Source organism: Nitrospirillum karajorum (assembly GCF_036348415.1).
In the GTDB taxonomy this organism is placed as follows: domain Bacteria; phylum Pseudomonadota; class Alphaproteobacteria; order Azospirillales; family Azospirillaceae; genus Nitrospirillum; species Nitrospirillum amazonense_B.
This window is the reverse complement of the sequence record NZ_JAZBQB010000002.1, coordinates 1,133,282-1,155,590: the sequence shown is the minus strand read 5'-3', so window position 1 is coordinate 1,155,590 and position 22,309 is coordinate 1,133,282. Positions and strand designations below refer to the sequence as shown.

General features: G+C 67.1%; 16 protein-coding genes. 11 read left to right on the top strand and 5 right to left on the bottom strand.

Annotation, left to right across the window (positions count from 1 at the left end; all coding sequences use genetic code 11):
* Nucleotides 1-13: 13 nt before the first annotated feature.
* From UCD39_RS12635 to UCD39_RS12625, 3 genes are all read left to right on the top strand, one after another.
* Complete coding sequence (locus UCD39_RS12635) at nucleotides 14-610, top strand: class I SAM-dependent methyltransferase (protein ID WP_330496353.1); 597 nt, start codon at nucleotides 14-16, stop codon at nucleotides 608-610.
* On the top strand, nucleotides 607-1,914 hold the full coding sequence (locus UCD39_RS12630) for a glycosyltransferase family 4 protein (protein WP_330496352.1): 1,308 nt from the start codon (nucleotides 607-609) through the stop codon (nucleotides 1,912-1,914). Before UCD39_RS12635 ends, UCD39_RS12630 begins: the two co-directional genes overlap by 4 nt.
* Before the next feature lie 137 nt (nucleotides 1,915-2,051).
* Nucleotides 2,052-2,708: a hypothetical protein gene (locus UCD39_RS12625; RefSeq protein WP_330496351.1), complete on the top strand. Its 657-nt coding sequence runs from the start codon at nucleotides 2,052-2,054 to the stop codon at nucleotides 2,706-2,708.
* A gap of 10 nt (nucleotides 2,709-2,718) precedes the next feature.
* Here UCD39_RS12625 and UCD39_RS12620 read toward each other — a convergent pair whose 3' ends face one another.
* The 3 genes from UCD39_RS12620 to UCD39_RS12610 all read right to left on the bottom strand — a co-directional run bounded on the left by UCD39_RS12620 (nucleotide 2,719) and on the right by UCD39_RS12610 (nucleotide 8,459).
* Nucleotides 2,719-5,526 carry an ATP-binding protein gene (locus tag UCD39_RS12620; RefSeq protein WP_330496350.1) on the bottom strand — a complete coding sequence of 936 codons (2,808 nt, stop codon included), beginning with the start codon at nucleotides 5,524-5,526 and terminating at the stop codon, nucleotides 2,719-2,721.
* Nucleotides 5,527-5,658: 132 nt separating this feature from the next.
* Nucleotides 5,659-7,215 carry a hypothetical protein gene (locus tag UCD39_RS12615; protein WP_330496349.1) on the bottom strand — a complete coding sequence of 519 codons (1,557 nt, stop codon included), beginning with the start codon at nucleotides 7,213-7,215 and terminating at the stop codon, nucleotides 5,659-5,661.
* Between the two features lie 242 nt (nucleotides 7,216-7,457).
* Entirely contained in the window at nucleotides 7,458-8,459 is a 1,002-nt protein-coding gene (locus UCD39_RS12610) for a LysR substrate-binding domain-containing protein (protein ID WP_330496348.1), read from the bottom strand.
* Nucleotides 8,460-8,596: 137 nt separating this feature from the next.
* On the opposite strand from UCD39_RS12610, the gene UCD39_RS12605 reads away from it, so the two are divergent.
* The 3 genes from UCD39_RS12605 to UCD39_RS12595 all read left to right on the top strand — a co-directional run bounded on the left by UCD39_RS12605 (nucleotide 8,597) and on the right by UCD39_RS12595 (nucleotide 11,977).
* A complete protein-coding gene (locus tag UCD39_RS12605; RefSeq protein ID WP_330496347.1) occupies nucleotides 8,597-9,223 on the top strand; it encodes an FMN-dependent NADH-azoreductase in 627 nt (208 codons plus the stop codon).
* A 148-nt stretch (nucleotides 9,224-9,371) separates the two neighbouring features.
* Entirely contained in the window at nucleotides 9,372-9,830 is a 459-nt protein-coding gene (locus tag UCD39_RS12600; RefSeq protein ID WP_330496346.1) for a DUF1810 domain-containing protein, read from the top strand.
* Between the two features lie 74 nt (nucleotides 9,831-9,904).
* On the top strand, nucleotides 9,905-11,977 hold the full coding sequence (locus tag UCD39_RS12595; protein WP_330496345.1) for a multicopper oxidase family protein: 2,073 nt from the start codon (nucleotides 9,905-9,907) through the stop codon (nucleotides 11,975-11,977).
* 56 nt (nucleotides 11,978-12,033) lie between these two features.
* Here UCD39_RS12595 and UCD39_RS12590 read toward each other — a convergent pair whose 3' ends face one another.
* Nucleotides 12,034-12,483, bottom strand: a complete 450-nt coding sequence (locus tag UCD39_RS12590) for a helix-turn-helix domain-containing protein (protein ID WP_330496344.1) — start codon at nucleotides 12,481-12,483, stop codon at nucleotides 12,034-12,036.
* 742 nt (nucleotides 12,484-13,225) lie between these two features.
* Here UCD39_RS12590 and UCD39_RS12585 point away from each other — a divergent pair.
* Nucleotides 13,226-14,920, top strand: a complete 1,695-nt coding sequence (locus UCD39_RS12585; RefSeq protein WP_330496343.1) for a methyl-accepting chemotaxis protein — start codon at nucleotides 13,226-13,228, stop codon at nucleotides 14,918-14,920.
* A 45-nt stretch (nucleotides 14,921-14,965) separates the two neighbouring features.
* Here UCD39_RS12585 and UCD39_RS12580 read toward each other — a convergent pair whose 3' ends face one another.
* The gene (locus UCD39_RS12580) at nucleotides 14,966-17,041 is read right to left on the bottom strand and encodes a M1 family metallopeptidase (RefSeq protein ID WP_330496342.1); all 2,076 of its coding nucleotides are present in this window, start codon (nucleotides 17,039-17,041) and stop codon (nucleotides 14,966-14,968) included.
* A gap of 415 nt (nucleotides 17,042-17,456) precedes the next feature.
* Here UCD39_RS12580 and UCD39_RS12575 point away from each other — a divergent pair, with 415 nt between their 5' ends.
* The 4 genes from UCD39_RS12575 to UCD39_RS12560 all read left to right on the top strand — a co-directional run bounded on the left by UCD39_RS12575 (nucleotide 17,457) and on the right by UCD39_RS12560 (nucleotide 22,308).
* Nucleotides 17,457-18,941 (top strand): methyl-accepting chemotaxis protein, encoded by a 1,485-nt coding sequence (locus tag UCD39_RS12575; RefSeq protein ID WP_330496340.1) that lies wholly within the window; start codon nucleotides 17,457-17,459, stop codon nucleotides 18,939-18,941.
* Nucleotides 18,942-19,091: 150 nt separating this feature from the next.
* Nucleotides 19,092-20,615 (top strand): cryptochrome/deoxyribodipyrimidine photo-lyase family protein, encoded by a 1,524-nt coding sequence (locus tag UCD39_RS12570; RefSeq protein ID WP_330496339.1) that lies wholly within the window; start codon nucleotides 19,092-19,094, stop codon nucleotides 20,613-20,615.
* A gap of 17 nt (nucleotides 20,616-20,632) precedes the next feature.
* Nucleotides 20,633-20,782, top strand: coding sequence for a DUF2256 domain-containing protein (locus UCD39_RS12565; RefSeq protein WP_211101984.1), 150 nt, complete (start codon nucleotides 20,633-20,635; stop codon nucleotides 20,780-20,782).
* A complete protein-coding gene (locus UCD39_RS12560; protein WP_330496338.1) occupies nucleotides 20,779-22,308 on the top strand; it encodes a cryptochrome/photolyase family protein in 1,530 nt (509 codons plus the stop codon). The genes UCD39_RS12565 and UCD39_RS12560 overlap by 4 nt, the downstream gene beginning before the upstream one ends.
* The last annotated feature ends 1 nt before the right edge of the window (nucleotide 22,309 follow it).

Sequence of the window (22,309 nt, the reverse complement as noted above, 5' to 3'; positions counted from 1 at the left end):
TTCGGAATTGAGCATGACCCTAGTATCCTGCGTTTCGCGCACCGTCCTGCACGTCGGCTCCGGCGTTTACAGGCCGGATAAGCTGCACAGTCTGTTTTCAAGCAGCGAATGGCGTGAGGTGCGGGTCGATATCGATCCCGCCGTGCGGCCCGACATCGTCACATCGATCACCGATCTTTCCATGGTGGCCGATGCCAGCGTGGACGCCATCTGGTCCTCCCACAACGTCGAGCATCTGCACGCGCACGAGGTGCCGGTGGCGCTGGCGGAGTTTCGGCGGGTGCTGAAGGCGGATGGGTTCGCCTTGATAACCTTGCCGGACCTGCAGGCCATCGCCCGCCTTGTGCTTGAGGACAAGCTGGATGAGCCCGCCTATATGTCTGCGGCCGGTCCGGTAGCCCCGCTCGACATGGTGTTCGGGTTGCGCGCTTCCATCGCGCACGGCAATCACTATATGGCACACCACACCGGCTTTACCGCGCGAACCTTGGGCAAGGCGCTGCTGGATGCCGGATTCGGCCATGTCAAGGTCACCAGGGATGAGGCCAGCTTCAATCTCTGGGCGATCGCTTACGTTACCCCGCCGGCGGGTGTCGACACCGCATCATGAGGCTGCTGTTCGTTCACCAGAACTTCCCGGGCCAATATCGCCACTTGGCCATCCGCCTGGCCGCGGCCGGGCATGAGGTCGTTTGCATGGGCGACCAGGCGAACTGTTCCGACCTGCCCCTGCCGTACGGCATGCTCATGGTTCGTTACCCATCGCCTGCCGGCGCCACCCAGGGCATCCACCATTATGTCGCGTCCTTTGAAGCCGCGGTCCGGCGGGGGCAAACCGTCCTGCGCGCCTGCATGCAGTTGGCACAACAGGGTTTTATTCCCGATGTGATCTGCGCCCACCCGGGCTGGGGGGAAGCCCTGTTTCTGAAGGACGTGTTTCCAAAGGCGAAGCTGCTAGCCTACCTGGAGTTCTTTTACAATGCCCACGGTGCGGATGTCGGCTTCGATCCCGAGTTTCCGCCGGTCTTGGATGACGTTTTCCGCATCCGCATCAAGAACAGTGTGTTGTTGCACGGGCTGCAGGCCATGGACGCGGGCATCACGCCCACCCGGTGGCAGGCGCAGTGCCTTCCGGCCGATTTCAGACGCCGGGTCGCCATCGTGCATGACGGCGTGGATACCCGCCTGGTTTGTCCGGATCCGGCTGCGGTGCTGACGGTCACGCCCGACGGGGCCGCCACCCCCCTGGTGTTGCGGGCGGGGGATGAGGTGATCACCTTCGTCAATCGCAACCTGGAACCCTATCGCGGTTTCCATACCTTCCTGCGCGCCCTGCCGGAATTGATGCGGCAGCGGCCCAACGCGCAGGTGGTGATCGTGGGCGGCGACGACGTCAGCTATGGCACACGCCCGCAGGACCATCCCCACTATCGCGCGAAGTACATGGCGGAGGTGGGGGACCAACTCGACCTCGCGCGCGTCCACTTCCTGGGCAAGGTGCCCTATGACACCTTCCTGTCGGTGCTGCGCGTGTCGGCTGTCCATGTCTACCTGACCTATCCCTTCGTGCTGTCGTGGTCCTTGATGGAAGCGCTGGCCAGCGGCTGTCTGGTGGTCGCGTCCGACACGGCACCTGTGCGTGAGGTCATCAAGCACGGTCAGAACGGCCTGCTGGTCGACTTCTTCTCGCCCCAGGGGTTGGCGCGGACCGTCGCCGCCGCCTTGGCGGATCGCGAACGGCTGGGGCGCCTGCGCCACCGCGCGCGGGAGACGATCGTGCAGCGATATGACCTGGAAACCGTATGCTTGCCGACGCAAATGCGCTTGATTGACGACTTGGCGGCGGGTCGCTGGCCGACGCAGCGGGTATCACAGCGCCCCGCCACGCCCAAGGACGCCGCCCCCAGCGCGTAAGGAAAGCGGTTTATCGACAGGTTCCTGTCAGGAAAGGCGTGGAAACTGGGGTGGCCCGCGCCATATTGGAAGCGGGTACCCGATGCGAAAAGGATCGGGTTGGCGCGTTCCCGGCGCCGTTCCTGGAGTTGAGATACATGCCTGCCGCCCCGACATCGAAATTTCCGGCCAAATCCTTGGTGTCCGCCCTGGCCTTGGCCGCGGTCTGTTTCGCGATGGGCGCCCGCGCGCAAACCCAGGCGGTGGCGACACCCGCCGGCGCGGCCAGCGCCCCGGTCAATGCCATTGACGAGGGGCCGACGCGTCCGCCGGTCCTCGACGGTCCGGGTGTCGCCACCGCCGATGGACGGGACGATGGTGTCGTGGCCGCGCGCCCGCCAGAGGATGATGGCTGGAAATCCAAGGACACCAACTGCCGCGTCGGGGGCAGTGTCACCATGGGCATCGGCTTCGGCGGCGGGATGATCGAGCGCGGGGCCGGCGCCACATTGAACTATGGCGAAGATGGCAATCCGTTCCGCCCCTGCCAGGACACGGGCATCGCGTTCTCACTGTCGGTATCCCAAGGCAACGTCACCGGCCACCCGCGCAATGGCGCCTGGGGTGGGGGCGGCTGGGGAGGTCCCTGGGGTGGGGTGCCCGGCGGTTGGGCGGATGGCGGCCTGAATGGCGCCTATCCTTACTACGGTGGCCCCTATTCCTACGGCGGCGCCTATGCGGCCCCCTACGCCTATGGCCGCTGGCTGGACCGGGGCAGCATGGACAGCTGGTTCCCCAGCCGCATCCACCCCTGACGGGAGGCGCTCAGCGACGCGTGTCGTACAGTGCGTCCAGCCGATCCATGAGGGCCTTTACCGACAGGGGTTTGATGAAAAACGCGTCGGCGCCGCCGGCGCGCGCGGCGGCCTCGTCCACGTTGGCGCTGTAGCCAGTGCATAGTACGCAAATCAGCCCGGGATGACGGCCCTTGGCGGCATGGATCAGGCTCATGCCCGTCATGCCGGGCATCACCTGGTCGGTGATCAGGGCATTGAAGCCCGACGCCTTGTCAGATAGCAGATCCAGCGCGGCCCGGGGATCGCCGCACACGGTGACCTCATGGCCCCGACGGCTCAGCCCCTCCCGCAGCAGTTCGCCCATGGCCTCCGTGTCGTCAACCACCAAGACCCGCAGGATGGCGGGGGGAGCGGTGCGGGCTGCTTCGGATTGTTCGTCGGCCGCAGCCATGGCCGCCGGCCCGGAAAAGCTGGGCCCGGAAAAGCTGGGCAGGGTGATCCGAATGACGGTGCCGGCACCCAGCCTGCTGGCCACGGCCAGGCCGCCGCCATGCGCTTTCACGATGCTGAGGACGTTGGCCAGGCCCAGCCCGGTGCCTTTGTCCTGCCCCTTGGTGGTGAAGAAGGGCTCGAACATGCGGGCCAGGTGGTCCGGGGGCAGGCCGCTGCCTTGGTCGGCGACATCCAGCACCACGTGTGGCACCCCCGCCGGCGCCGGGACAATTTCCGCGGTCGCCCAGTCCGGTGGGAAAGCGAAGGGAAGGGGGCCGCGGTTCAGGCGGATGCTGATGTCACCGGCATCGCCCCGGCGGGCGTCATGCGCGTTGATCACCAGGTTCATTAGAACCTGCATCATCTGGGTCGGGTTGGCACGCAGGGGGGGCAGACCCTCCTCCGCCGTGCAGGTCAGGCGGGTGGTGGCTGGTACGGTCGACCGCAGCACCACCTGCGCGTCCTCGATGATGGTTCGGGCCGGCACCACCTCCTGCACCCCGGCATCGGTGCGGGCGAAACCCAGGATTTGCCGTACCAGATCCTTGGCGCGAGTGCCCACCTCCAGGATGCGGTCGGCATAGCCCCGCGCCGCCGAACCCGCCGCCAGATCGGTGGACAGGAAGCCGGCATAGCCCAGGATGGCACCCAGAAGGTTATTGAAGTCATGGGCGACGCCACTTGCCAGTTGGCCGACCGTTTCCAGCTTGTCCTGTTGCAGGATTTGCCGTTGCAGCACCTGGCGTTCCCGTTCGACACGGTCGCGCTCCGATACATCGCGCGCCACCACCAGGATATCGCCGCCGGGGTCTATGCTGGCGGTGAACTCCACCGCTTCCACCTCATAGCCCGTCAGCGTGGCCCAATTGTCGATGCGTCCCTTCCATACACCCTTATGGGCCAGGCTGACGCCGATCTGCTGGCGCAAGGCCGCCAGCGCCGCCGCTGTTTCCGGTGTAACGAACTGCGAAATGCGCCGGCCCAGCAGATCCTTCGCGTCGGTAACGCCAACCAGGGTCAGCGCCTGGTCGTTGGCATAGAGCACGTCGTAATCCCGGCTCATCATGTAAATGGCGTCATGTGCCACGGCGATGCAGGCGGCGACCCGCTGCAGGTCGCGACGCAGGCTGTCGCGCTCCACCAATGTCCGGCGGAAATCCTCCAGCCCCCGGGCGAGGTCGCCGATGACGTCGGGGCGGTCCTGGTCGGGCAGGGTCCGGTCGTAATCCCCCTGGCGCAGGCCATCCACTCCGGCCTGCAGGCGCTTCAGGGGCTTGGCCACGATCAGGCGCACGGCCGCCACCATCAGGCCGGTCAGCAGCAGGGCGCAGAGCACGCCCGCCACCAGGATGGCGGTGCGGATGCCGGCGAAGGGCCCCGCCAGCCGGTCCAGCGGCACATCCATGACCAGCAGACGCCGCCCTTCGCCGGGGAAGAGATCCACAGGCCAGGTGAAGCGCTTCAGGCGCGTCCCATCGGCCAGGCGGCGCTCCAGGCTGTAAGGTTGCGCCTGGTCGACGAACACCTGCTCCCCAATCGAAAATTGATCGCCCGGCCCATTGCCGAAGGTGGCGGTGCTGCCCACCAAAGCGTGGTCGGAATGGTAGACCCAAACCTCCGAGGTGTTGATGATGGCGACGGGCGCGCCAAAGGGGCGGTGGCCGTCATAAATGCGGGCGCGGGCCTTCTGGTCCAGGTCGATGCCGGCCACGCCGATGACCCGATCGCCCATCATGACCGGATAGGCATGTGACACCACGATGGTCGGCACGCCCAGGATGGGAAATTCGTGGGGGGGCAGGATGGTTAGGCGGTGGCGCCGCGCGGCGCGGGCATAATAATCCTGGACATCGAAATCCGCCGGCGGCGGGGCCAGGCGCACCGTGCCTTCCTGGCTGCTGGCGTGCAGGGCGTAGCGGCCGGTGCCTGGCATCCCCACCTGCGCGTCATTGGCCGCCAGCCCCGCAGCGTCGGGCCCCAGCGCGTCCGGCTCGGCATAGAACCAGATGCCCGCGACCTCGGGATGGAAGGCGGCCGCCTGGCGCAGGTACTCCGTGACCTGCCGGCGGTCGCTCAATGTCTGGCGCCCGCCTTCGACTTCGCGCGTCGCCGCCAGCGCGGAGACCATGCGGGCGGTTCCCTCCGCAAGGGTCATCGCCTCCTTCACGCTGGCGCTGATGGCCAGGGCTTCACGCTGGGCGGTGTCGCGGCCATAGTCGTTGACGAAGCGCTCCACCACCTGTTGGCTCAGGTGCACCGTCACCAGGATCATCCCCCCCAGCATGATGCCGGCGGCTGGCAGGATGGCCAGCAACAGGCGCACGGGGAGGGAGAGGCGGATCATCCGCGATTCCATTGTTTGCGCCGCCGCCGGCAGGCGATCATGCGGGGCGCTGGCGTGGCAGGCGGCAAGGGGAGCTGAAGGCACGGAAAAAGCGTAACGCAATCAACGCGGATTTACGCCTTACCAAGAAGGTCAGGGTTGCTGGGGACCTGTCAGGTCGACAGGGGCCAGGTCCATCACCATGATATCCGGCGCCAGGATGTCGGGCAGCACAAGGTCGGCGCCGGCCCCCACCACCGGCAACGCCACCCCCCGCGCCAGCCGGCGACGCAACCGGATCCACGGGCTCGACGTATATGGCGCCGGGGGTGGCGCCGCGACCTCTTGCGCGCCGTTCGCCTGGCGCAGGCGCCGGTCGATGGCCAGCGCGAAGACCGGCACCATCCATACCAGGCGGTTCTGGTATCGGTCGTGCGGGTTGGACAGAGCCCCGCAGATAAGGGCGTTGCCGGCCAGCGCCGCCCAGAGGAAGACCAGCGCCCCCAGCGCCACGCCGTCCCGACGCCTTACCGCTTGGGGGATCAGCGCGCCCAGCGCCGCCAGGGCCAGGAAGGCCAAGGGCACCGTCAGGTAATTGGAAAGATCGGCCATGCCGGGGGTCGGCCCCTCGCTCTGCTGGTCGGCCTTGAGGAAGGCGGCCTCGGACGCCGGAAGCACGCGATGCATGACCGCTCGGGTGCTGTCATGAAACTCACCCAGCCCATCCCCTGATTGGACGCGGAAGAACTGCTCCACGCCGGCCTGTAGGGATGACAGGGCCAGGGCCAGGGGGTAGGTCCGCATCACGGCCAGGTTGATCCGCCCGGCCTCCGCCGCCATGCCCTGCCATCCGCCCAGCGCCACCAGGGGTGATTCCTCGCCCCACAGGAATTCATCCGCCGTGGCGGGCAGGCGGTGGCGATACCGGCACAGGGCGTAGGCATGCGGGTCTTCGGCGCACCGCTCGTCCAGCAGGCGGCGCACCTGCCCCTGTTGCAGCAGGCTGCCGAACAGGAACAGGGGCCCCCCAGGCGTCAGGCGGGCCTGGCCGGTGACGACACCATTCAACAGGGGCAGGGCCAGCATGCTGCCCAGCACCATGGCGGTGGCGGGAAGCAGGCGCAGGGTTCGCCAGGATCGCGGGTGCCGTGTCAGCATGCCGGCGGCCTTCATCGCGGCCAGCACCACGATCAGGCCCCCGCCCAGGGCCATGCCGGACATGTGCGACAACAGCCCGACCACGCCCACCATGGCGATGCCCATCCGTTGACCCCAGGACAGCCAGGCCCAGCGGAAGGCCAGCAGCCACAGGCTGCCCACCACCAGGGGAATGGCGAGGTCCGGCATCAGCTGGGCGGTGTACCAGGCCATGCCGGTGCCCAGCGACAGCACGGCCACCAGGCCCAGCAGGGCGGCGCCATCGCGCGCCGCGTCCGTCCGTCCCCGGTTCGGCATCAGGCCGGCGCTCAGGTGGCGCAGCATCCATAAGGTCAGCAGGCTTTGCGCCAGCACCGGCCCCCACAGGGTGCGCCAGTTCAGGGACGTCGCCTGCAGGAACAGGCCATAGGCCAGGGATCGCCCCTCGACCAGCTTATGGTCCGCCGCCGCTTCGATGTAGCCGCCGGTGTCGAAAAACACGATGGGGAAGCCGTTGAGGAGCGCCGGCCACAGCATCAGCGTCAGCGCGCCGGCCATGGTCAGCACGGACATGAGGGAAGTCGGCGCGGATTTGGCGCGGGCACACGCACGCAATCGCGCGCCCAGGCGGCGCGCGCCCAGGTGACGGACAAAAGACGACCCAGGCATGGCGGATGGGTCCCCCAAACCGAAATTTCCCCGGAATTCTTATGGTTAACGCCCTAATAGCGCCGCTGGGGCGCGGCGCTGTCAAGGGTAAAGGGCCCTATGATTGCAAATCTGCGGACGGGGTGGCTTTGCCGCCACGCGGCGGTTTACAGCCCGCCACCGATCCAGGCCGCGTTGGCGGGGCAGGGGGCTGTCGGGCGGTTGGCGAATTCCGCCGCCAGGGCGTCGATGAAGCCGCGCACCGCGGGCACCAGCCCCCGGCGGGAGGGGAACACGGCATGCACCACCCCCGCCGGCAGGGTCCAGCCGGGCAGCAACGCCTCCAGCGTGCCCTGGGCCAGGTAGGCGTCGATGACGAAAAGGGGCAGTTGGGCGACGGCGATCCCGGCCAGCGCCGCGTCGCGCAACAGGCCCATATCCTCGGTGATCAGGCGCGGCTGGTGCGGGACAACGCGCAGGATGCCGTCGGGACCGTACAGCCGCCACACATAGTCCCCGCCCGTGCGCGGCATGTCCGCGGCCGGCAGCGCCGCTAGCTCCTCCGGGTTGGTGGGCCGGCCATGACGGTCCAGGAAGGCCGGGCTGGCCACCAGGGCCGACCCGTGGCTTTCCAGCACCTTGACGATCAGGTCGCTGTCCTCCAGCGGCGGCATGCGCACACGGATCGCCAGGTCATAGCCTTCCTCGATCACGTCGACACGGCGGTTGCTGGCCTCCAGCCGGATGGTCACGCGCGGATGCTGGGCCATGTACCGGGTGACCACGGCGCCGACCCGGGTGGGCACCAGCGCCGTCGGGCAGCTGACGCGGACGGTGCCTTGCGGTTCCGCCCGGGTGCGATCCACCGCCTCCTGGGCCGCCTCCGCCTCCGCGATCATGGCCAGGCAATGGGCGTGATAGGTGCGGCCCACATCGGTGATGGCGAAGCGGCGAGTGGACCGCTGCAGCAGCCGCACGCCCAGCTGCTCCTCCAGCATCGACACGCGGCGGCTGAGGGTGGACTTGGGCACGCCCAAGGCCCGCTCCGCGGCGGCGAAACCGCCATGATCCACCACCTGGGCGAAGTAATAGAGGTCGTTCAGGTCGCGCATCGTCGGCCCCATCATCCCGCCGGACTGGCGGGATTTATTGTTCCAGTCGTGGAACATAGAGTGCGAAATCCGCCCCCTGATGGCAAGGGCGTTCCAATGGCATTCTTAAGGGGTCTTTTGGCGGCCGGTGAACCGGCGCCCCAATCGGAACGCCAGCTGCCAGAAGGTCAGCTGCCAGAACGAAAGCATTGATCATGAAGCTCCTGCACATCGATTCCAGCCCCTTGGCCCAGGCCTCCGTTTCGCGCCAGCTGACCGCCGCCGTGGTCCAGGCCTGGCAGCAGGCCAACCCGTCGGGTGAGGTGGTGTATCGGGACGTCGCCGCCGATGCGCCCGCCCATCTGGATGGCGAGTTGCTGGCCGTTGCCAAGTTCGGCGCCGACCAGAACCTGACCCCCGCCCAGCAGGCGGAACGCGCCCTGGTCGATACCCTGGTGGATGAGCTGCTGTCGGCCGATGTCGTGGTCATCGGCGCGCCCATGTACAATTTCTCCGTCCCCAGCCAGCTGAAGTCCTACCTGGACCGCCTGGCCCAGCCCGGCCGCACCTTCCGCTACACCGAGTCCGGCCCCCAGGGCCTGGCCGGCGGTCGCAAGGCCATCATTGTTTCCACCCGTGGCGGCAAGTATGCCGGCACGCCGTATGAGGCGGCGCTGGACCATCAGGAAGCCTATCTGAAGGGCTTCCTGGGCTTCCTGGGCATCACGGACGTCGCCATCGTCCGCGCTGAGGGCGTGGCCATGGGTCCCGATGCCAAGGCCGGCGCGCTGGAGGCCGCGAACACCCAGATCGGCGGCCTGTTCCTGGCCGACGCGGCGTAAGGCGCCGGCGGCTTCTGAACAAAATCCCCCTGTCGATGATTGATGGCCGGCGCCCCTACACCCAAGGGGCGCCGGCTTTCTTTTGGGCCTCGGGATATACTGCCCCATCCGTCCGCGATGGGCTCGGTCACAGCACGGGAAGGGAACAATGGACCACCGCCGCGACCAACCCAACGACCTGCAACGCTTCGTCGATGCCCAGAACCCCCAGCTGGATACGGTGATCCACGAACTGACGGCCGGGCACAAGCGCAGCCACTGGATGTGGTATTTCTTCCCACAGCTGGCCGGACTGGGACGAAGTGCGACGTCGCAACTGTACGCTCTTGCCTCCCTCGATGAGGCGCGGGCTTATCTGGAGCACACCATCCTGGGCGGTCGGCTGCGCCAGTTGACCGCCTTGGTCAACGACCTGCCAGGCCACGATCCGGTGGCGGTGTTCGGTGAGGTGGACGCGCTCAAGTTCCACTCCAGCATGACCCTGTTCCACCTGGCGGCGGGGGACTACGACAGCCTGTTCCAGGACGCGCTGGACAAGTACTTCGCCGGGGTGCCGGATCAACGGACGCTGGATTTGGCGGCCCAGTCGGCGCGTCTGCCTGTATAAGTAGTGAAATATGGATTCGTGCGCGCATGTCGGGCAATATCCCGCCCCGGGATTACGCCGGTTGGGGAAGCGCCATGTCCATTCTCGCTCTTTTGGGCCGACAGGCCGTGACTGTCGGAATTGTCGGCGGCCTGATGGCCGCCCTGCCGGCCGTGGCTGGGGAATTGATCCAGCCGGCACCAATGCCGATGGTCGATGGGGTGGCCCATCTGGAGGCCCGCCCTCAAATCTTCACCCTTCCCAACGGGGACGGAGCGTCGGTGCCGGTGCAGGTCAATGCCTTCGTCAGTTTTGGCGACCTGAGGGGCGCGGCGCTGAAATCGGCCATGGCCGCGCCCAAGCGGGGGCCCGGGCCGGCGCTGCCCACGAATGAGCTGCTGGCCGGTCCCACCCTCCGGGCCCATCCGGGCGACACGCTGGACATCCTGTTCACCAATGGCTTGCCCTTTCAGGTGGACCAAGGCGACGCGGCCATGTTCAACGCCGTGCCCCACGGCTTCGACGTGCTGAACCTGCATACCCACGGCCTGCATGTCAGTCCGCAGAAGGACAGCGACAATGTCTTGCTGAACCTCTATCCGGCCGGCACGCCGGACAGCGTCCTGGCCCTGTGCGCCCAGCACGCCGGGGGCGACACCAGCCTGTGCCACAAGGGTGAGTTCCACTACCACATCAAGATCCCGGATCAGCATCCCGCCGGCACCTATTGGTACCATCCGCATAAGCACGGGGCGGTGGCCCTGCAATTGGCCAGCGGCATGAGCGGCGCGCTGATCATCCAGGATGAGAAGAACGGCATCGACAGCCTGCCGGCGGTTCGCTCCGCGACGGAAAAGGTGATGCTGCTGCAAAGCATTGAATACGGGCCGCCGGCCAATGCCCAGGCCATCCCGCAACAGGTGACCTGCAAGAGCGTCTACCCCTTCGCTTCCTGCGACTACGCCGGCGGGCCCAAGCCGCCGCCGGTCAACAACCCGAACGCGAAGCTTTCGGTCAACGGCCAGCTCAATCCCACGGTCACCATGGTGGCGGGAGAGGTGCAGCTGTGGCGGGTGGTGAACACCACCGTGGGCGCCGTGGTGCCCATGTGCCTGGTGCCGCAGGATAAGGGGGACACGGCACCGTCCCCCGCCGCCTATGTTCTGGCGGCCGATGGCGTGCCGGTGCAGCGCCCCTTGGCCGAGGGGGAGGAGGATCTGCCGCTGCGCCTCGGGCCCCCGGTGCCCAAGCCGGATGGCAAGGGCGTCATCAACAATGAATTGCTGTTCCTGGCGCCGGGCCAGCGGCTGGACCTCATGGTCAAGGCCCCGACCAAGCCAGGCCGCTATGTGCTGGCGCAGCCGGCGCTGGGCAAGGTGGTGGAGCGGCAACAGTCCTCCGAGGCTCCCCTGGTCCGGTTCCCTGGCATGGACGCCCTGTGCCAGCCGGGCCCGGTGCCCGATGCCCAGCGGGTGCTGATCGTGGAGGTGGTGGCGCCCCCCGGACCCCTGGGGCCAGTGTCCACGGCCCTGCCCACGCAGACGGCCTTGAACCGGCTGTACGCACCGGCCACCTTGGTGAAGGCACCTGATCGGCCCACTTCCCCCACCCAGGGGGTGGTTTTCGGCTTCACCAGCGGCACCTACGCGGAATCCGCTGGTGGCGCCTCGGTGGTCAACGGCCGGCCCTTCAACGGCGATGGCGGGCCGCAGCGCATCCTGACGCTGGGCCAGACGAACCTGTGGGGTGTGATGAGCGCCGCCGACACCCACATGTTCCACATCCACACCAATTCCTTCCAGGTGGTGAGGCGCGGCACGGTCGACTATGCCTTCCCCATCTGGCGGGACACGGCGCTGATCAACTGCGCCCCGGCGGTCGGGGGGAGCAACTGCACCTTCCCCGGTGGGTTGACCAACGTCGACGCCAACACCGGCTTCAATTACGGCGAGGTGGTGCAGTTCCTCAGCCAGGCCCTGGATTACACCGGCGCCATCGTCATGCACTGCCACAACACAAGCCATGAGGATAACGGCATGATGGAACTGGTGGAGATGGTGGCGCCGGGCAAGGCGCCCACCATCCTGCCGCATCATCACCATGAACAGGCGGCCGAGGGCTATGGCGTGGGAGGGCCCCGACCCACCACCGGCCTGGCACAACACTGAGGCAGGCTGGAAGGCGGGCCGAATGGTCGACCACCAATGAAGCCGTTCGGCTTCTTTCAGGGCAGGCCCGGTGTGCTGGCGTCGTCCTGTGACGGGGGGCCAGCCAGCCAATCATATCCTTTGATCAGCCAGTCGGCCAATTCTTCCGGCTTTTGTTGAAGGGTGGCCGGCTGGCGAATGACGGTGTCGATGAAGGCCTGGAACAGGCTGCGTAGACGCGGACGGTCAAGGGACGCCAATGTCTCCGGCAAGGGGGGGGATGTCCCCTCCGGCAGGGGCAACCGCATTTCCCCCATCCCTGATATCAGCCAATCCAAGGAAACGCCGTAGACCTCCCGCATGGCGATGAGGACCTCCACGGTCGGCAGGGCGACGCCACGCTCGTAAGAGCCCAAGGTGACGGGGTGGGTTTTCAGCCGTGACGCGGCTTCGTTCCGCCCCATGGCGCCCCGGGCGCGGATCAGCCGTTCGGCGAAAGGGGTCTTCGGTTTCAGCGGACGGGCCATGGCACCTGCACCGGCTCATATCCGATGGGACGGCATCACGACGCCGCAGGGCGGCCGACTCCCGCAGGTCAGACTTGTTTGAAGCCATATAATTCTATTCGGACGATAAAACGGCTTGCAATGAAGCATAAACGCTGTAAACGTGGCAGGCATTAAAGCTTTCTCCAGGGTCGGTGGCTTGTCACGGCGGCACCCCGCCATGGCCAGAAACGGACGGACATGTGACCTGCCTGACAATGCCGGCTGCGGCATGCAAGGAAACAGCAGCCGGACTGATGCCGTTGGCGCTATGTTGCCAAGCATCGGCTTCAGCTTGATTGTTCAGGGTAAAGAAAAAACTAAATATCGCAGGCGTTGGAAACGGCAGTCATCAAACATAATTCCCGTTCGCGCCTATTCAGTTGCACGTGGCCCGCGCTTCAATCCGCGGCCACTCACGGATATGCGTGGGGCTGTCTCATGGAACTTTCTGTGCCTGTTGTTCCCCATCCCCAGCTTCCGCCCGGCGGCGCGATTGCCCAGGCCGTACGCTACGGCCACGCCGCGCCCCTGGGCCCGCATCCCGACGCCAGCGTGCGACGATTGGAAAGTATAGCGCGACCTTCCGGCGATCAGGCAAGCGAAGTGCCCTGACATCGCCACCTACACGGAAGATCCGCCCGCGCGTCACCGTCACTGGCGCCGCGCCTCGATTGTAAATCCCTGAGCTTCACGGGAAGGTGGCTGACCCATGCTTCGAAATATGCGTTTGGTATATAAAATCCTGACATTGGTCGGCGCTCTGGCGCTGGTCGTGGGCGGGTTGGGCTATACCGGGTACAGCAATGTCCGGCGCCTGGGTGTCGCAGGTATGGAAATTGACGCGGCGGACGGGCTGGCGCTGCGGGCCGCGCGGGTCAACCAGGCGCTGGTCGCCCTCAGCCGCTCTGAATATCGGGTGGGCATGAATGCCAGCCCGGCCAACGTCGCCGAGGCCCAGAGACTGGTGGATGCCAACCGCGCAGCGTTCGAAAAGGGTCTGGACGACCTGCGGCGCAGTGTGGACAGCGACCGTGAACGCCGCCTGGTGGCGGACATCGAGGATCAGTACCGCACCTACCTCAAGGGTATGGACCAGACCTTCACCCGCGCGCGGGAACTGGGGCGCGACATCACCCTGAGCGAGGCCCAGAAGGAGGTGATGCGGGCGGTTGAGGAAAATCGTCCCGTCGCCGATCGCCTGCAAGCCGTGGTCAAGGCGGCGGCGGACTATTTCGATGAGCAAGGCACGCGCACCGCCGAGGCCGGCGTGCGCACGGCGACGACCGCACAGACCGTCATGCTGGTCGGTTCCGCCCTGGGCATCGCCGTCGGCTTGGGACTGGGCCTGCTTATCGGCCACACCGGCATCGCCCAGCCCATCGGCCGCATGGTCGTCTGCCTGCGCCGGCTGGCCGAAGGCGATGTGAACCTGACCATCTTCGGCATTGGCCGGCGGGATGAGTTGGGGGAGGTCGCCCAGGCCATGCAGGTCTTCAAGGACAACATCATCCGCAACCGGGAGATGGAGGCGGCGGCCAAGGCTCTGGAACAGCGCGCCGCCGAGGAAAAGAGGCGGGCGATGAACGAATTGGCCGACCTGTTCACGGCCAGCGTCGGCGGGGTGGTCGACTCCGTTTCCTCCGCCGCCGTTGAGTTGACCTCCACCGCCGCCGCCATGTCCTCCATCTCCGAGGAAACCAGCCGTCAGGCCACGGCCGTGGCTGCCGCCGCCGACCAGACGACGGCGAACGTGCAGACCGTTTCCACGGCCGCTGAGCAGCTTTCCGCCTCGGTGGGGGAGATCAGCGGCCAGGTCAACCAATCGGCGCGCATCTCCACGGCGGCGGTTGATCGCGCGCGTGCGGCCAATGAACAGATCAAGGGCCTGGCCGGCGCTGCCGACCGTATCGGCCAGGTGATCGGCCTGATCAACGACATCGCCAGCCAGACGAACCTGCTGGCCTTGAACGCCACGATCGAGGCTGCGCGTGCCGGTGAGGCGGGGCGTGGTTTCGCTGTCGTTGCCGGTGAGGTGAAGTCGTTGGCCAACCAGACGGCGCGGGCCACCGACGACATCGCCGCCCAGGTCGTCGCGGTCCAGACCTCCACCCGTCAGGCGGTTGACGCCATCGAAGGCATCGCCGGGGTGATCAACGATCTCAACCAGATCGCCGCCGGCATCTCCTCGGCGGTGGAGGAGCAGAGTGCCGCGACGCGTGAGATCGCCCGGAACGTGGATGAGGCGGCCAAGGGCACCCAGGATGTCTCGCGCAGCATCTCGGGCGTCACCGTGGCGTCGGAGGAGGCGGGCCAGTCGGCCACGCAAGTGCTGGAGGCGGCCAACGCCCTCAGCCGCGACTCCGAGACCTTGCGCACCCAGGTCAACGACTTCATCGCCAAAATCCGCGCGGCATGAAGACAGGGGGCTGGCGCGTGGTCCGCGCCGGCCCCCCTTCCCAGGTTATGGCCGCATTTCCCACACGTCATTGGCCCGGTTGGTGTCGGGCAGGGCGTGGTCGGGGTCGATGGTGACGCGGGTGATGGCGGGGCCGCCGTCCAGGCGCACCGTGGCCTCCGCCGTGCCGCGCCAGGTTTCCACCGGAATGCGCAGGTTGCGCTGGCTGCCGTCGGCGTAGTCCACCCGCAGGATCGCCGGCAGGACCAGGCGGTCCAGGGCCGCCAGCGTCACCAGGGCGCCCTTGTCCGGGCCGCCCTCGGCATAGGCGACCTTGCGCACGGCGAAATCCACCGCCCAGTTGTTGAGGTACCAGCCGCGCCAGAACCACGTCAGGTCCTCACCCGCCCCTGATTCCATGGCGCGGAAGAAGTCGGACGGCGAGGGGTGCTTGTACGCCCAGGCGCGGATGTAGCGGCGCAGGGCGGCGTCGAACCGCTCCGGCCCCAGGATCTGTTCCCGCAGCAGCACCAGGCCCAGGGCCGGTTTGAAATAGCTGACGGGGTGGCGGTACTTCTCCGACACGCCATCGGGGGCGTTGATGATGTTGGGGGCGGCGGCGTCGGTCAACAGCGGCAGGATCTCGTCCACCGGGTTGCCACCGCCGGGCGCATATTCACCGTCACGCTTGGGCGCGTATTCGCCGTGGTTGAAAGCGTCCTGGGCATAGATGTCGATGAAGGTGTTGGATCCCTCATCCATCCAGGCGTCGCGCCGCTCGTTCGATCCCACGATCATGGGGAACCATGTGTGGCCGATCTCGTGCGTGGTGATCCAGTACAGCTTCTTGCCCTCATCCTGGAAGCCGTCGAACACCATGCCCGGATATTCCATGCCGGCGCCGTGGCCGCCCAGGTTCACGGCCACCGGCCAGGGATAGGGGAACCATTGGCTGGAGAAATGCTCGATGGAGGCCTTCAGGTATTCCGTCGACCGGTTCCACTTGTCCGGCCCCACGCCCTCCACCGGATACACCGACATGGCCAGGGCGTGCTTGCCCTCCGGCAGGTTCACGCGCGCCGCGTCCCACACGAAGGCGTTGGAGGCGGCGAACACCACGTCGCGGGTGTTCTTCATGCGGAAATGCCAGGTCATTTCCCCGGTCGTGCGGGGACGGCTTTGCGGGTCCGTCACCTCCTCCGGTGTGCGGATCAGGACCGTGGCGTCGCTGGCGCGGGCTTGGTCCAGGCGCTTCACTTGCGTGGGGGTCAGCACCTCCGCCCCGTTCACCAACTCGCCCGAGCCCGCCACCAGCATGGTGGCCGGCACGGTGACGGTGTAGTCGAAGTCGCCGTACTCCAGGTAAAACTCCGCCCCCAGATAGGGCAAGGTGTCCCAGCCGCGCAGGTCGTCATAGACGGCCATGCGCGGATACCACTGGGCGATCTCATAGATCTCGCCGTTTTTGGTCGGCGTGTGGGCGGTGCGCCCACCCCAGGTGCCCGGGATGGTGTAGGCGTAGTCGATGTGCAGGGCCAGCTTGCCGCCCTTGGCCGCCAGCGGCTTGGGCAGGTCCACCCACAGGCGGGTGTCGTCGACATGGAAGGGCAGGGCGATCACCTTGCCGTCGCCAAAGGAAACGGCGACCGCCTTGATGATGAAGCCGTCCGTGTTGCCACGGCTGGGCCGCCCACCGCTGGCCACCGCCGCGCGCGCGTCCTTGCGATAGATGTTCTGGTCCAACTGCAGCCACAGCCGGTCCAGCGCGTCCAGGCTGTTGTTGGTGTAGCGGATGACGGCGTTGCCGCTGATGGCGGGGGTGTCGGGCTTGGACAGATCCAGACGGGCATGCAGTTCGTAATCAGCCCGGTTCTGCCAGTAGGCGGGGCCCGGCAGGCCGCTGCCCGAGCGGTATTGGTTCACCGCCTGAGGCAGGGTCAGGGGCGCGAAGGCGTCGAAGGGACGATAGGTGGTCGCCAGCGGCGCTTCCGTTTCCGGCGGCTTCTCCAGCTGTTTCGTGGCCTGGGATGGCCCCTGGCCCGCGCCGGTCGCCCCACCGACCTGACCCAGACTTGAAGCCGGCGCTGCCAAAATCGAGAGGAGGGCAAGGGGTGCGGTGTGACGAAGCCAGGGTTTGGTCATGGAGGGCGCGGCCTTTGGTCGGGGTTGCTGCGCAGGTTTGGTTAACCCGCGCGGGCGGCCGCCCCCCTGCCAAGGGACGGTCAAGATCATTAAGCCCCTGGCATGATGATGTATTTTGGCGGCGGGGGAAAGTCCGGCCCATAGGCGTTTCTTGTCCCACTGTGCATGCCGCCGGGATTGGCCAAGGTAACCCAATGGATAGTATGCACTTTGGTATATAAAGAAACGCAACTGGACACATCCCAGTATTCAAAGTATGTTCATGCAAACCAAATCCCAGAACAATCCTCGATTTCGACCAATTTTCTTTCTGGTCGGATGTTGACGATTTTATGGACTTGCGGCTTTAACCATTTTGACGGGCAGATTATTAACCATTATTTAAATGGTTCGGTCTGCCATGCGGAGTTGCTTGATGTTCTTGTCCTTCCTGACACGGCGCGCCGATGAGACGAAGGCGACGCTGGCGGCGCTTGCCAAGTCCCAGGCCGTGATCGAGTTCGCGCTGGACGGCACCATCCTCACCGCCAATGACAAGTTCCTGAAAACCATGGGCTATACCCTGGCGGAGGTGAAGGGCCGGCACCACAGCCTGTTCCTGGAACCGTGCCAGAAGGATAGTGCGGAGTACCGCCAGTTCTGGGAATCGCTGCGCCGGGGCGACTATCAGGCCGCCCAGTTCAAACGCAGGGGCAAGGGTGGGCGCGAGGTCTGGATCGAGGCCACCTACAACCCCATCCTGGGCCGCGACGGCCGGCCCTACAAGGTGGTGAAGTTTGCCACCGACGTGACGGCGGCGAAGCGGGAGCAGGCTGACCTGCTGGGCCAGGTGACCGCCATCAACAAGTCGCAGGCGGTGATCGAATTCACCCTGGATGGCACCATCCTGCGGGCCAACGACAATTTCCTGAACGCCATGGGCTACACCCTGGCGGAGGTCGAGGGCCGGCACCACAGCCTGTTCGTGGAAGCGGGCCAAAAGGAGAGTGCGGAATACCGCCAGTTCTGGGAGGCATTGCGCCGGGGCGAGTATCAGGCCGCGCAGTTCAAGCGCCTGGGCAAGGGCGGGCGCGAGGTTTGGATCGAGGCCACCTACAACCCGATCCTGGACCCCGATGGAAAGCCTTACAAGGTGGTCAAGTACGCCACCGACATCACCCGTCAGGTGCGCATGCTGGGCGACCTCAAGCGGCTGATCGACAGCAATTTCTCGGAAATTGATGCTGCCGTCGAACAATCAGTCCGCCGGTCCGAAGGGGCCGTGGCGGCGGCGGACCAGACCGCAGGCGCCGTCCAGGGCATTTCCGCCGGTGCCGAGCAGTTGGCCGCCTCTACCCATGAGCTGACGGCCAACATGACCCAATCTCAGCGGGCGGTCGACAGCGTGGCGGCGGAGGCGGCGGCCGCTGGTGCCGCGACCGAGCGCCTCAACGCCGTCGCCCAGGCCATGGAACGGGTGGTGGATGTGATCCGGGCTATTGCCGGCCAGATCAACCTGCTGGCCCTGAATGCCACCATCGAGGCGGCGCGGGCGGGCGAGGCTGGAAAGGGCTTCGCCGTCGTGGCGACGGAGGTGAAGAACCTGGCCAACCAAGCGGCGTCCGCGACCCTGGAAATCTCGGGCGAGATCACGGGCATGCAGTCCGTGGCGGGCGAGGTGGTGGGGGCCCTGGACAGTATCCGCGGGTCCATCGACACCGTCCGGGAACAGGTGACCACCGCCGCCACCGCGGTCGCGGAGCAGGGGGCCGTCACGCTGGAAATGTCGCGGGCCATGCAGCGGACCGCCGGTGTCGCGGAGACCATGACCCAGGACATCACCGCCATCGGGCGCGCCATCCGCCAGGTGGAAAGCATGGTGGACAAGACCCGCGAGGCGGCGCGCATCCTGGTGCAATAAGCTTCTGTCCCGTGGATCTGGGCCCTACCGGGAGCCGTGCCACTGGCCTGGCCATGGCATGGCACAGCGCCGGTGATCCGGCGGGCGCCCCTTCCCCGTAGAACAGCCGCCGGGCCTTGTGCCGGCGCGGTGTCGAAGGGGAAGGGTGCCATGACCTACAGCGTCGTCTGGTTCAAACGCGACCTGCGCCTGGAAGACCATGCCGCCCTGCATCAGGCGGCGCTGCGGGGGCCGGTGCTGTGCCTCTATGTCATCGAGCCCAGCCTCTGGCGGCAGCCCGACGCCGCTAACCTGCACTATCAGTTCATCCTGGAATGCCTGGCCGACCTGGCGGACAATCTGCGCCAGCGCGGGGGCGCCCTGCATGTGGCGACAGGCGAGGTGGTGGAGGTGCTGGGGCGGCTGTACCGCCAAGCCCCCTTCACCACCCTTCATTCGCATGAGGAAACCGGCAACGACCTGACCTATCGGCGGGATCGGGACGTGGCCCGGTGGTGCCGTGAGCGGGGCGTCGCCTGGCATCAGGTGCCGCAGTTCGGCGTCGTGCGTCGTCTGGCCGACCGGGATGGATGGCAGGCCGCGTGGGAGGCGCGCATGGCGGCGCCCCCTCTGTCGGCGCCGGCGGCCCACTTCCTGCCACCGCCCTGGACGGAGGGCCCGCCGCCCGCGCCGGTCGCCCTGGGCCTTGAGCCGATGGACGCGCCTCTGCGCCAGGCCGGCGGTCGCCGCCGGGGCCTGGCGATCCTGGACAGTTTCCTGGACGACCGCAGCGGCCGCTATCGCGGTGGCCTGTCCTCCCCGCTGTCGGCGCCCACCGCCTGTTCCCGCCTGTCGCCCTATTTGGCCCAGGGGGCGCTGAGCCTGCGCGAGGTGGTGCAGGCCACCCGGAATCGCCTGGCCGACCTGCCCGATGGGCCCGATCCCCGGCGGCAGGGGCTGGCCGCCTTCCTCAGCCGCCTGCACTGGCACTGCCATTTCATCCAGAAGCTGGAAAGCGAACCGTCGCTGGAATGGCGCAACCTGCACCCCGGCTATGATGGCCTGCGGGAAGGGGAATGGAACGAGGCCCATTTCCAGGCGCTGGTGGCGGGACGCACCGGCTGGCCCCTGGTCGACGCTTGCGTCGCCATGCTGCGCGAGACCGGCTGGATCAACTTCCGCATGCGGGCGATGCTGGTGTCCGTGGCCGCCTATCCCCTGTGGCTGCACTGGCGCCCCGTGGGCCTGTGGCTGGCCCGCCAGTTCCTGGACTACGAGCCCGGCATCCATTGGAGCCAGATGCAGATGCAATCGGGCACCACGGGCATGAACACCACCCGCGTCTACAACCCCCTGAAGCAGGCCCGCGACCACGATCCCCACGGCCAATTCGTGCGCCGCTGGCTGCCTGTCCTGCGGCGGGTGCCGGACAGCTGGCTGTTCGAACCGTGGCGCATGCCGGCTGATGTGCAGGCCCGCTGCGGGGTGCGGGTGGGGCGGGACATTCCCATCCCCCTTGTGGATTTGGAGGCGGCAACCCGCGCGGCGAAGGCGCGCGTCCATGGCTTGCGGGCCCAGCCGGCGGTCAAGGCCGTGGTCCCGGCGCTGGTCGACCGCCATGGCTCGCGCAAGCCGTCGCCGTCCCGCCCCCGGCCGCGTCCCGCCCCGCGCGGGCAACTCAGCCTCGATTTGTGATTCCGGGACACGACACCATGCGCATGCGGCGGAAGTCCGATCTGCCCACCAAGACCTGCGTCCAGTGCGGCCGCCCCTTCGCCTGGCGGCGCAAATGGTCGCGGGTGTGGGAGGAGGTGAAATATTGTTCCGACCGCTGCCGCCGCGCGGCCCGGGGCCAACCATGACGACCTTGCGCCTGATCCTGGGGGACCAGCTCAACCCCCGCCACCACTGGTTCGACCAAGTGGACGACGGCGTGGTGTACACGCTGATGGAGGTGCGGCAGGAAACGGACTACGTCCGCCATCACGCGCAGAAGATCCTGGCCATCTTCGCCGCCATGCGGGACTTCGCCCGCCACCTGCGGGCGGCTGGGCATCGGGTCGATTACCTGGCGATCGACGATCCGACCAACCGCCAGGCCCTGCCCGCCAACCTGGACCTGCTGCGCGGGCGGCATGGCGCCACGGCCTTCGAATACCAGGCGCCGGACGAATGGCGGCTGGACCGCCAGCTGGCCGACTATGCCCTGCGCCTGGGGCCGTCGGCCCGCATGGTGGACACCGATCATTTCCTCAGCGCCCGCGATACCGCCGCAGGCTTGTTCCAGGGGCGGCGGCGCTGGCTGATGGAGCATTTCTACCGCCACATGCGCCGCGTCCACGGTGTGCTGCTGGAGCCGGATGGCAGCCCAGTAGGCGGGCAGTGGAATTTCGACCATGACAACCGCAAGCCCTGGCCCGGCTTGCCGGCCGAGCCCGAAGACAGCCGCCCGCGCCACGATCACGCCGCCCTGTGGCGCGCCATCACCGTCGCCGGGGTGGACAGCTTCGGCGATCCGATGACCGACCGGCTGCCCTGGCCGCTGAACCGGGCCGAGGCGCTGGCGCAACTGGAGGCCTTCTTGGCACGGGGGCTGCCGCATTTCGGCGATTACCAGGACGCCATGAGCACGCGCGGCTGGCGCCTGTTCCATTCCCTGCTGTCCTTCGCCCTCAACACCAAGATGCTGTCGCCGGCCGAATTGGTGGCCGGGGCGGAACAGGCGTGGCGCAGCGGGGCGGCGCCCCTGGCGGCGGTGGAAGGGTTCATCCGCCAGATCCTGGGGTGGCGGGAATATGTACGCGGCGTCTACTGGGCCCACATGCCGGGGTACGACCAGCGCAACGCCTTGGGCCATGACCTGCCCCTGCCATCCTGGTTCTGGACCGGCGAGGTGTCCATGCGCTGCCTGGCGCACGCGGTGGGGCAATCGCTGCGCCACGCCTATGCCCACCATATCCAGCGCCTCATGGTCATCGGCAACTTCGCCCTGCTGGCGGGTCTGGACCCGGCGGCGGTGCACCGCTGGTATCTGGGCGTCTACATCGACGCCTTCGAATGGGTGGAACTGCCCAACACCCTGGGCATGAGCCAGTTCGCCGACGGTGGGCTGATGGCCACCAAACCTTACGTCTCGGGGGCGGCCTATATCGACCGCATGGGCGACTATTGCCGGGGCTGTCCCTATGACCGCAAGGCGCGGGTGGGGCCGCGCGCCTGCCCCTTCAACGCCCTGTACTGGGATTTCCTGGACCGGCACTCGGCGGCGCTGTCCGCCAACCCCCGCCTGGCGCTGCCCTACCGCCAACTGGCGCGCATGGACCCCGCCGATCGATTGGCGCTGCGCTCGCAGGCGGCGGAGACGCGCCGCCGCTTGGAAACGCTGTGAC

Bases quoted from the DNA above. Each gene is read 5' to 3' on its own strand.
- UCD39_RS12615 (WP_330496349.1), bottom strand. From the start codon at position 7,215: ATGTCCGTGCTGACCATGGCCGGCGCGCTGACGCTGATGCTGTGGCCG.
- UCD39_RS12580 (WP_330496342.1), bottom strand. From the start codon at position 17,041: ATGACCAAACCCTGGCTTCGTCACACCGCACCCCTTGCCCTCCTCTCG.
- UCD39_RS12560 (WP_330496338.1), top strand. From the start codon at position 20,779: ATGACGACCTTGCGCCTGATCCTGGGGGACCAGCTCAACCCCCGCCAC.
- UCD39_RS12635 (WP_330496353.1), top strand. From the start codon at position 14: ATGACCCTAGTATCCTGCGTTTCGCGCACCGTCCTGCACGTCGGCTCC.
- UCD39_RS12605 (WP_330496347.1), top strand. From the start codon at position 8,597: ATGAAGCTCCTGCACATCGATTCCAGCCCCTTGGCCCAGGCCTCCGTT.
- UCD39_RS12630 (WP_330496352.1), top strand. From the start codon at position 607: ATGAGGCTGCTGTTCGTTCACCAGAACTTCCCGGGCCAATATCGCCAC.
- UCD39_RS12570 (WP_330496339.1), top strand. From the start codon at position 19,092: ATGACCTACAGCGTCGTCTGGTTCAAACGCGACCTGCGCCTGGAAGAC.
- UCD39_RS12600 (WP_330496346.1), top strand. From the start codon at position 9,372: ATGGACCACCGCCGCGACCAACCCAACGACCTGCAACGCTTCGTCGAT.
- UCD39_RS12620 (WP_330496350.1), bottom strand. From the start codon at position 5,526: ATGATCCGCCTCTCCCTCCCCGTGCGCCTGTTGCTGGCCATCCTGCCA.
- UCD39_RS12565 (WP_211101984.1), top strand. From the start codon at position 20,633: ATGCGCATGCGGCGGAAGTCCGATCTGCCCACCAAGACCTGCGTCCAG.
- UCD39_RS12610 (WP_330496348.1), bottom strand. From the start codon at position 8,459: ATGTTCCACGACTGGAACAATAAATCCCGCCAGTCCGGCGGGATGATG.
- UCD39_RS12595 (WP_330496345.1), top strand. From the start codon at position 9,905: ATGTCCATTCTCGCTCTTTTGGGCCGACAGGCCGTGACTGTCGGAATT.
- UCD39_RS12625 (WP_330496351.1), top strand. From the start codon at position 2,052: ATGCCTGCCGCCCCGACATCGAAATTTCCGGCCAAATCCTTGGTGTCC.
- UCD39_RS12590 (WP_330496344.1), bottom strand. From the start codon at position 12,483: ATGGCCCGTCCGCTGAAACCGAAGACCCCTTTCGCCGAACGGCTGATC.
- UCD39_RS12575 (WP_330496340.1), top strand. From the start codon at position 17,457: ATGTTCTTGTCCTTCCTGACACGGCGCGCCGATGAGACGAAGGCGACG.
- UCD39_RS12585 (WP_330496343.1), top strand. From the start codon at position 13,226: ATGCGTTTGGTATATAAAATCCTGACATTGGTCGGCGCTCTGGCGCTG.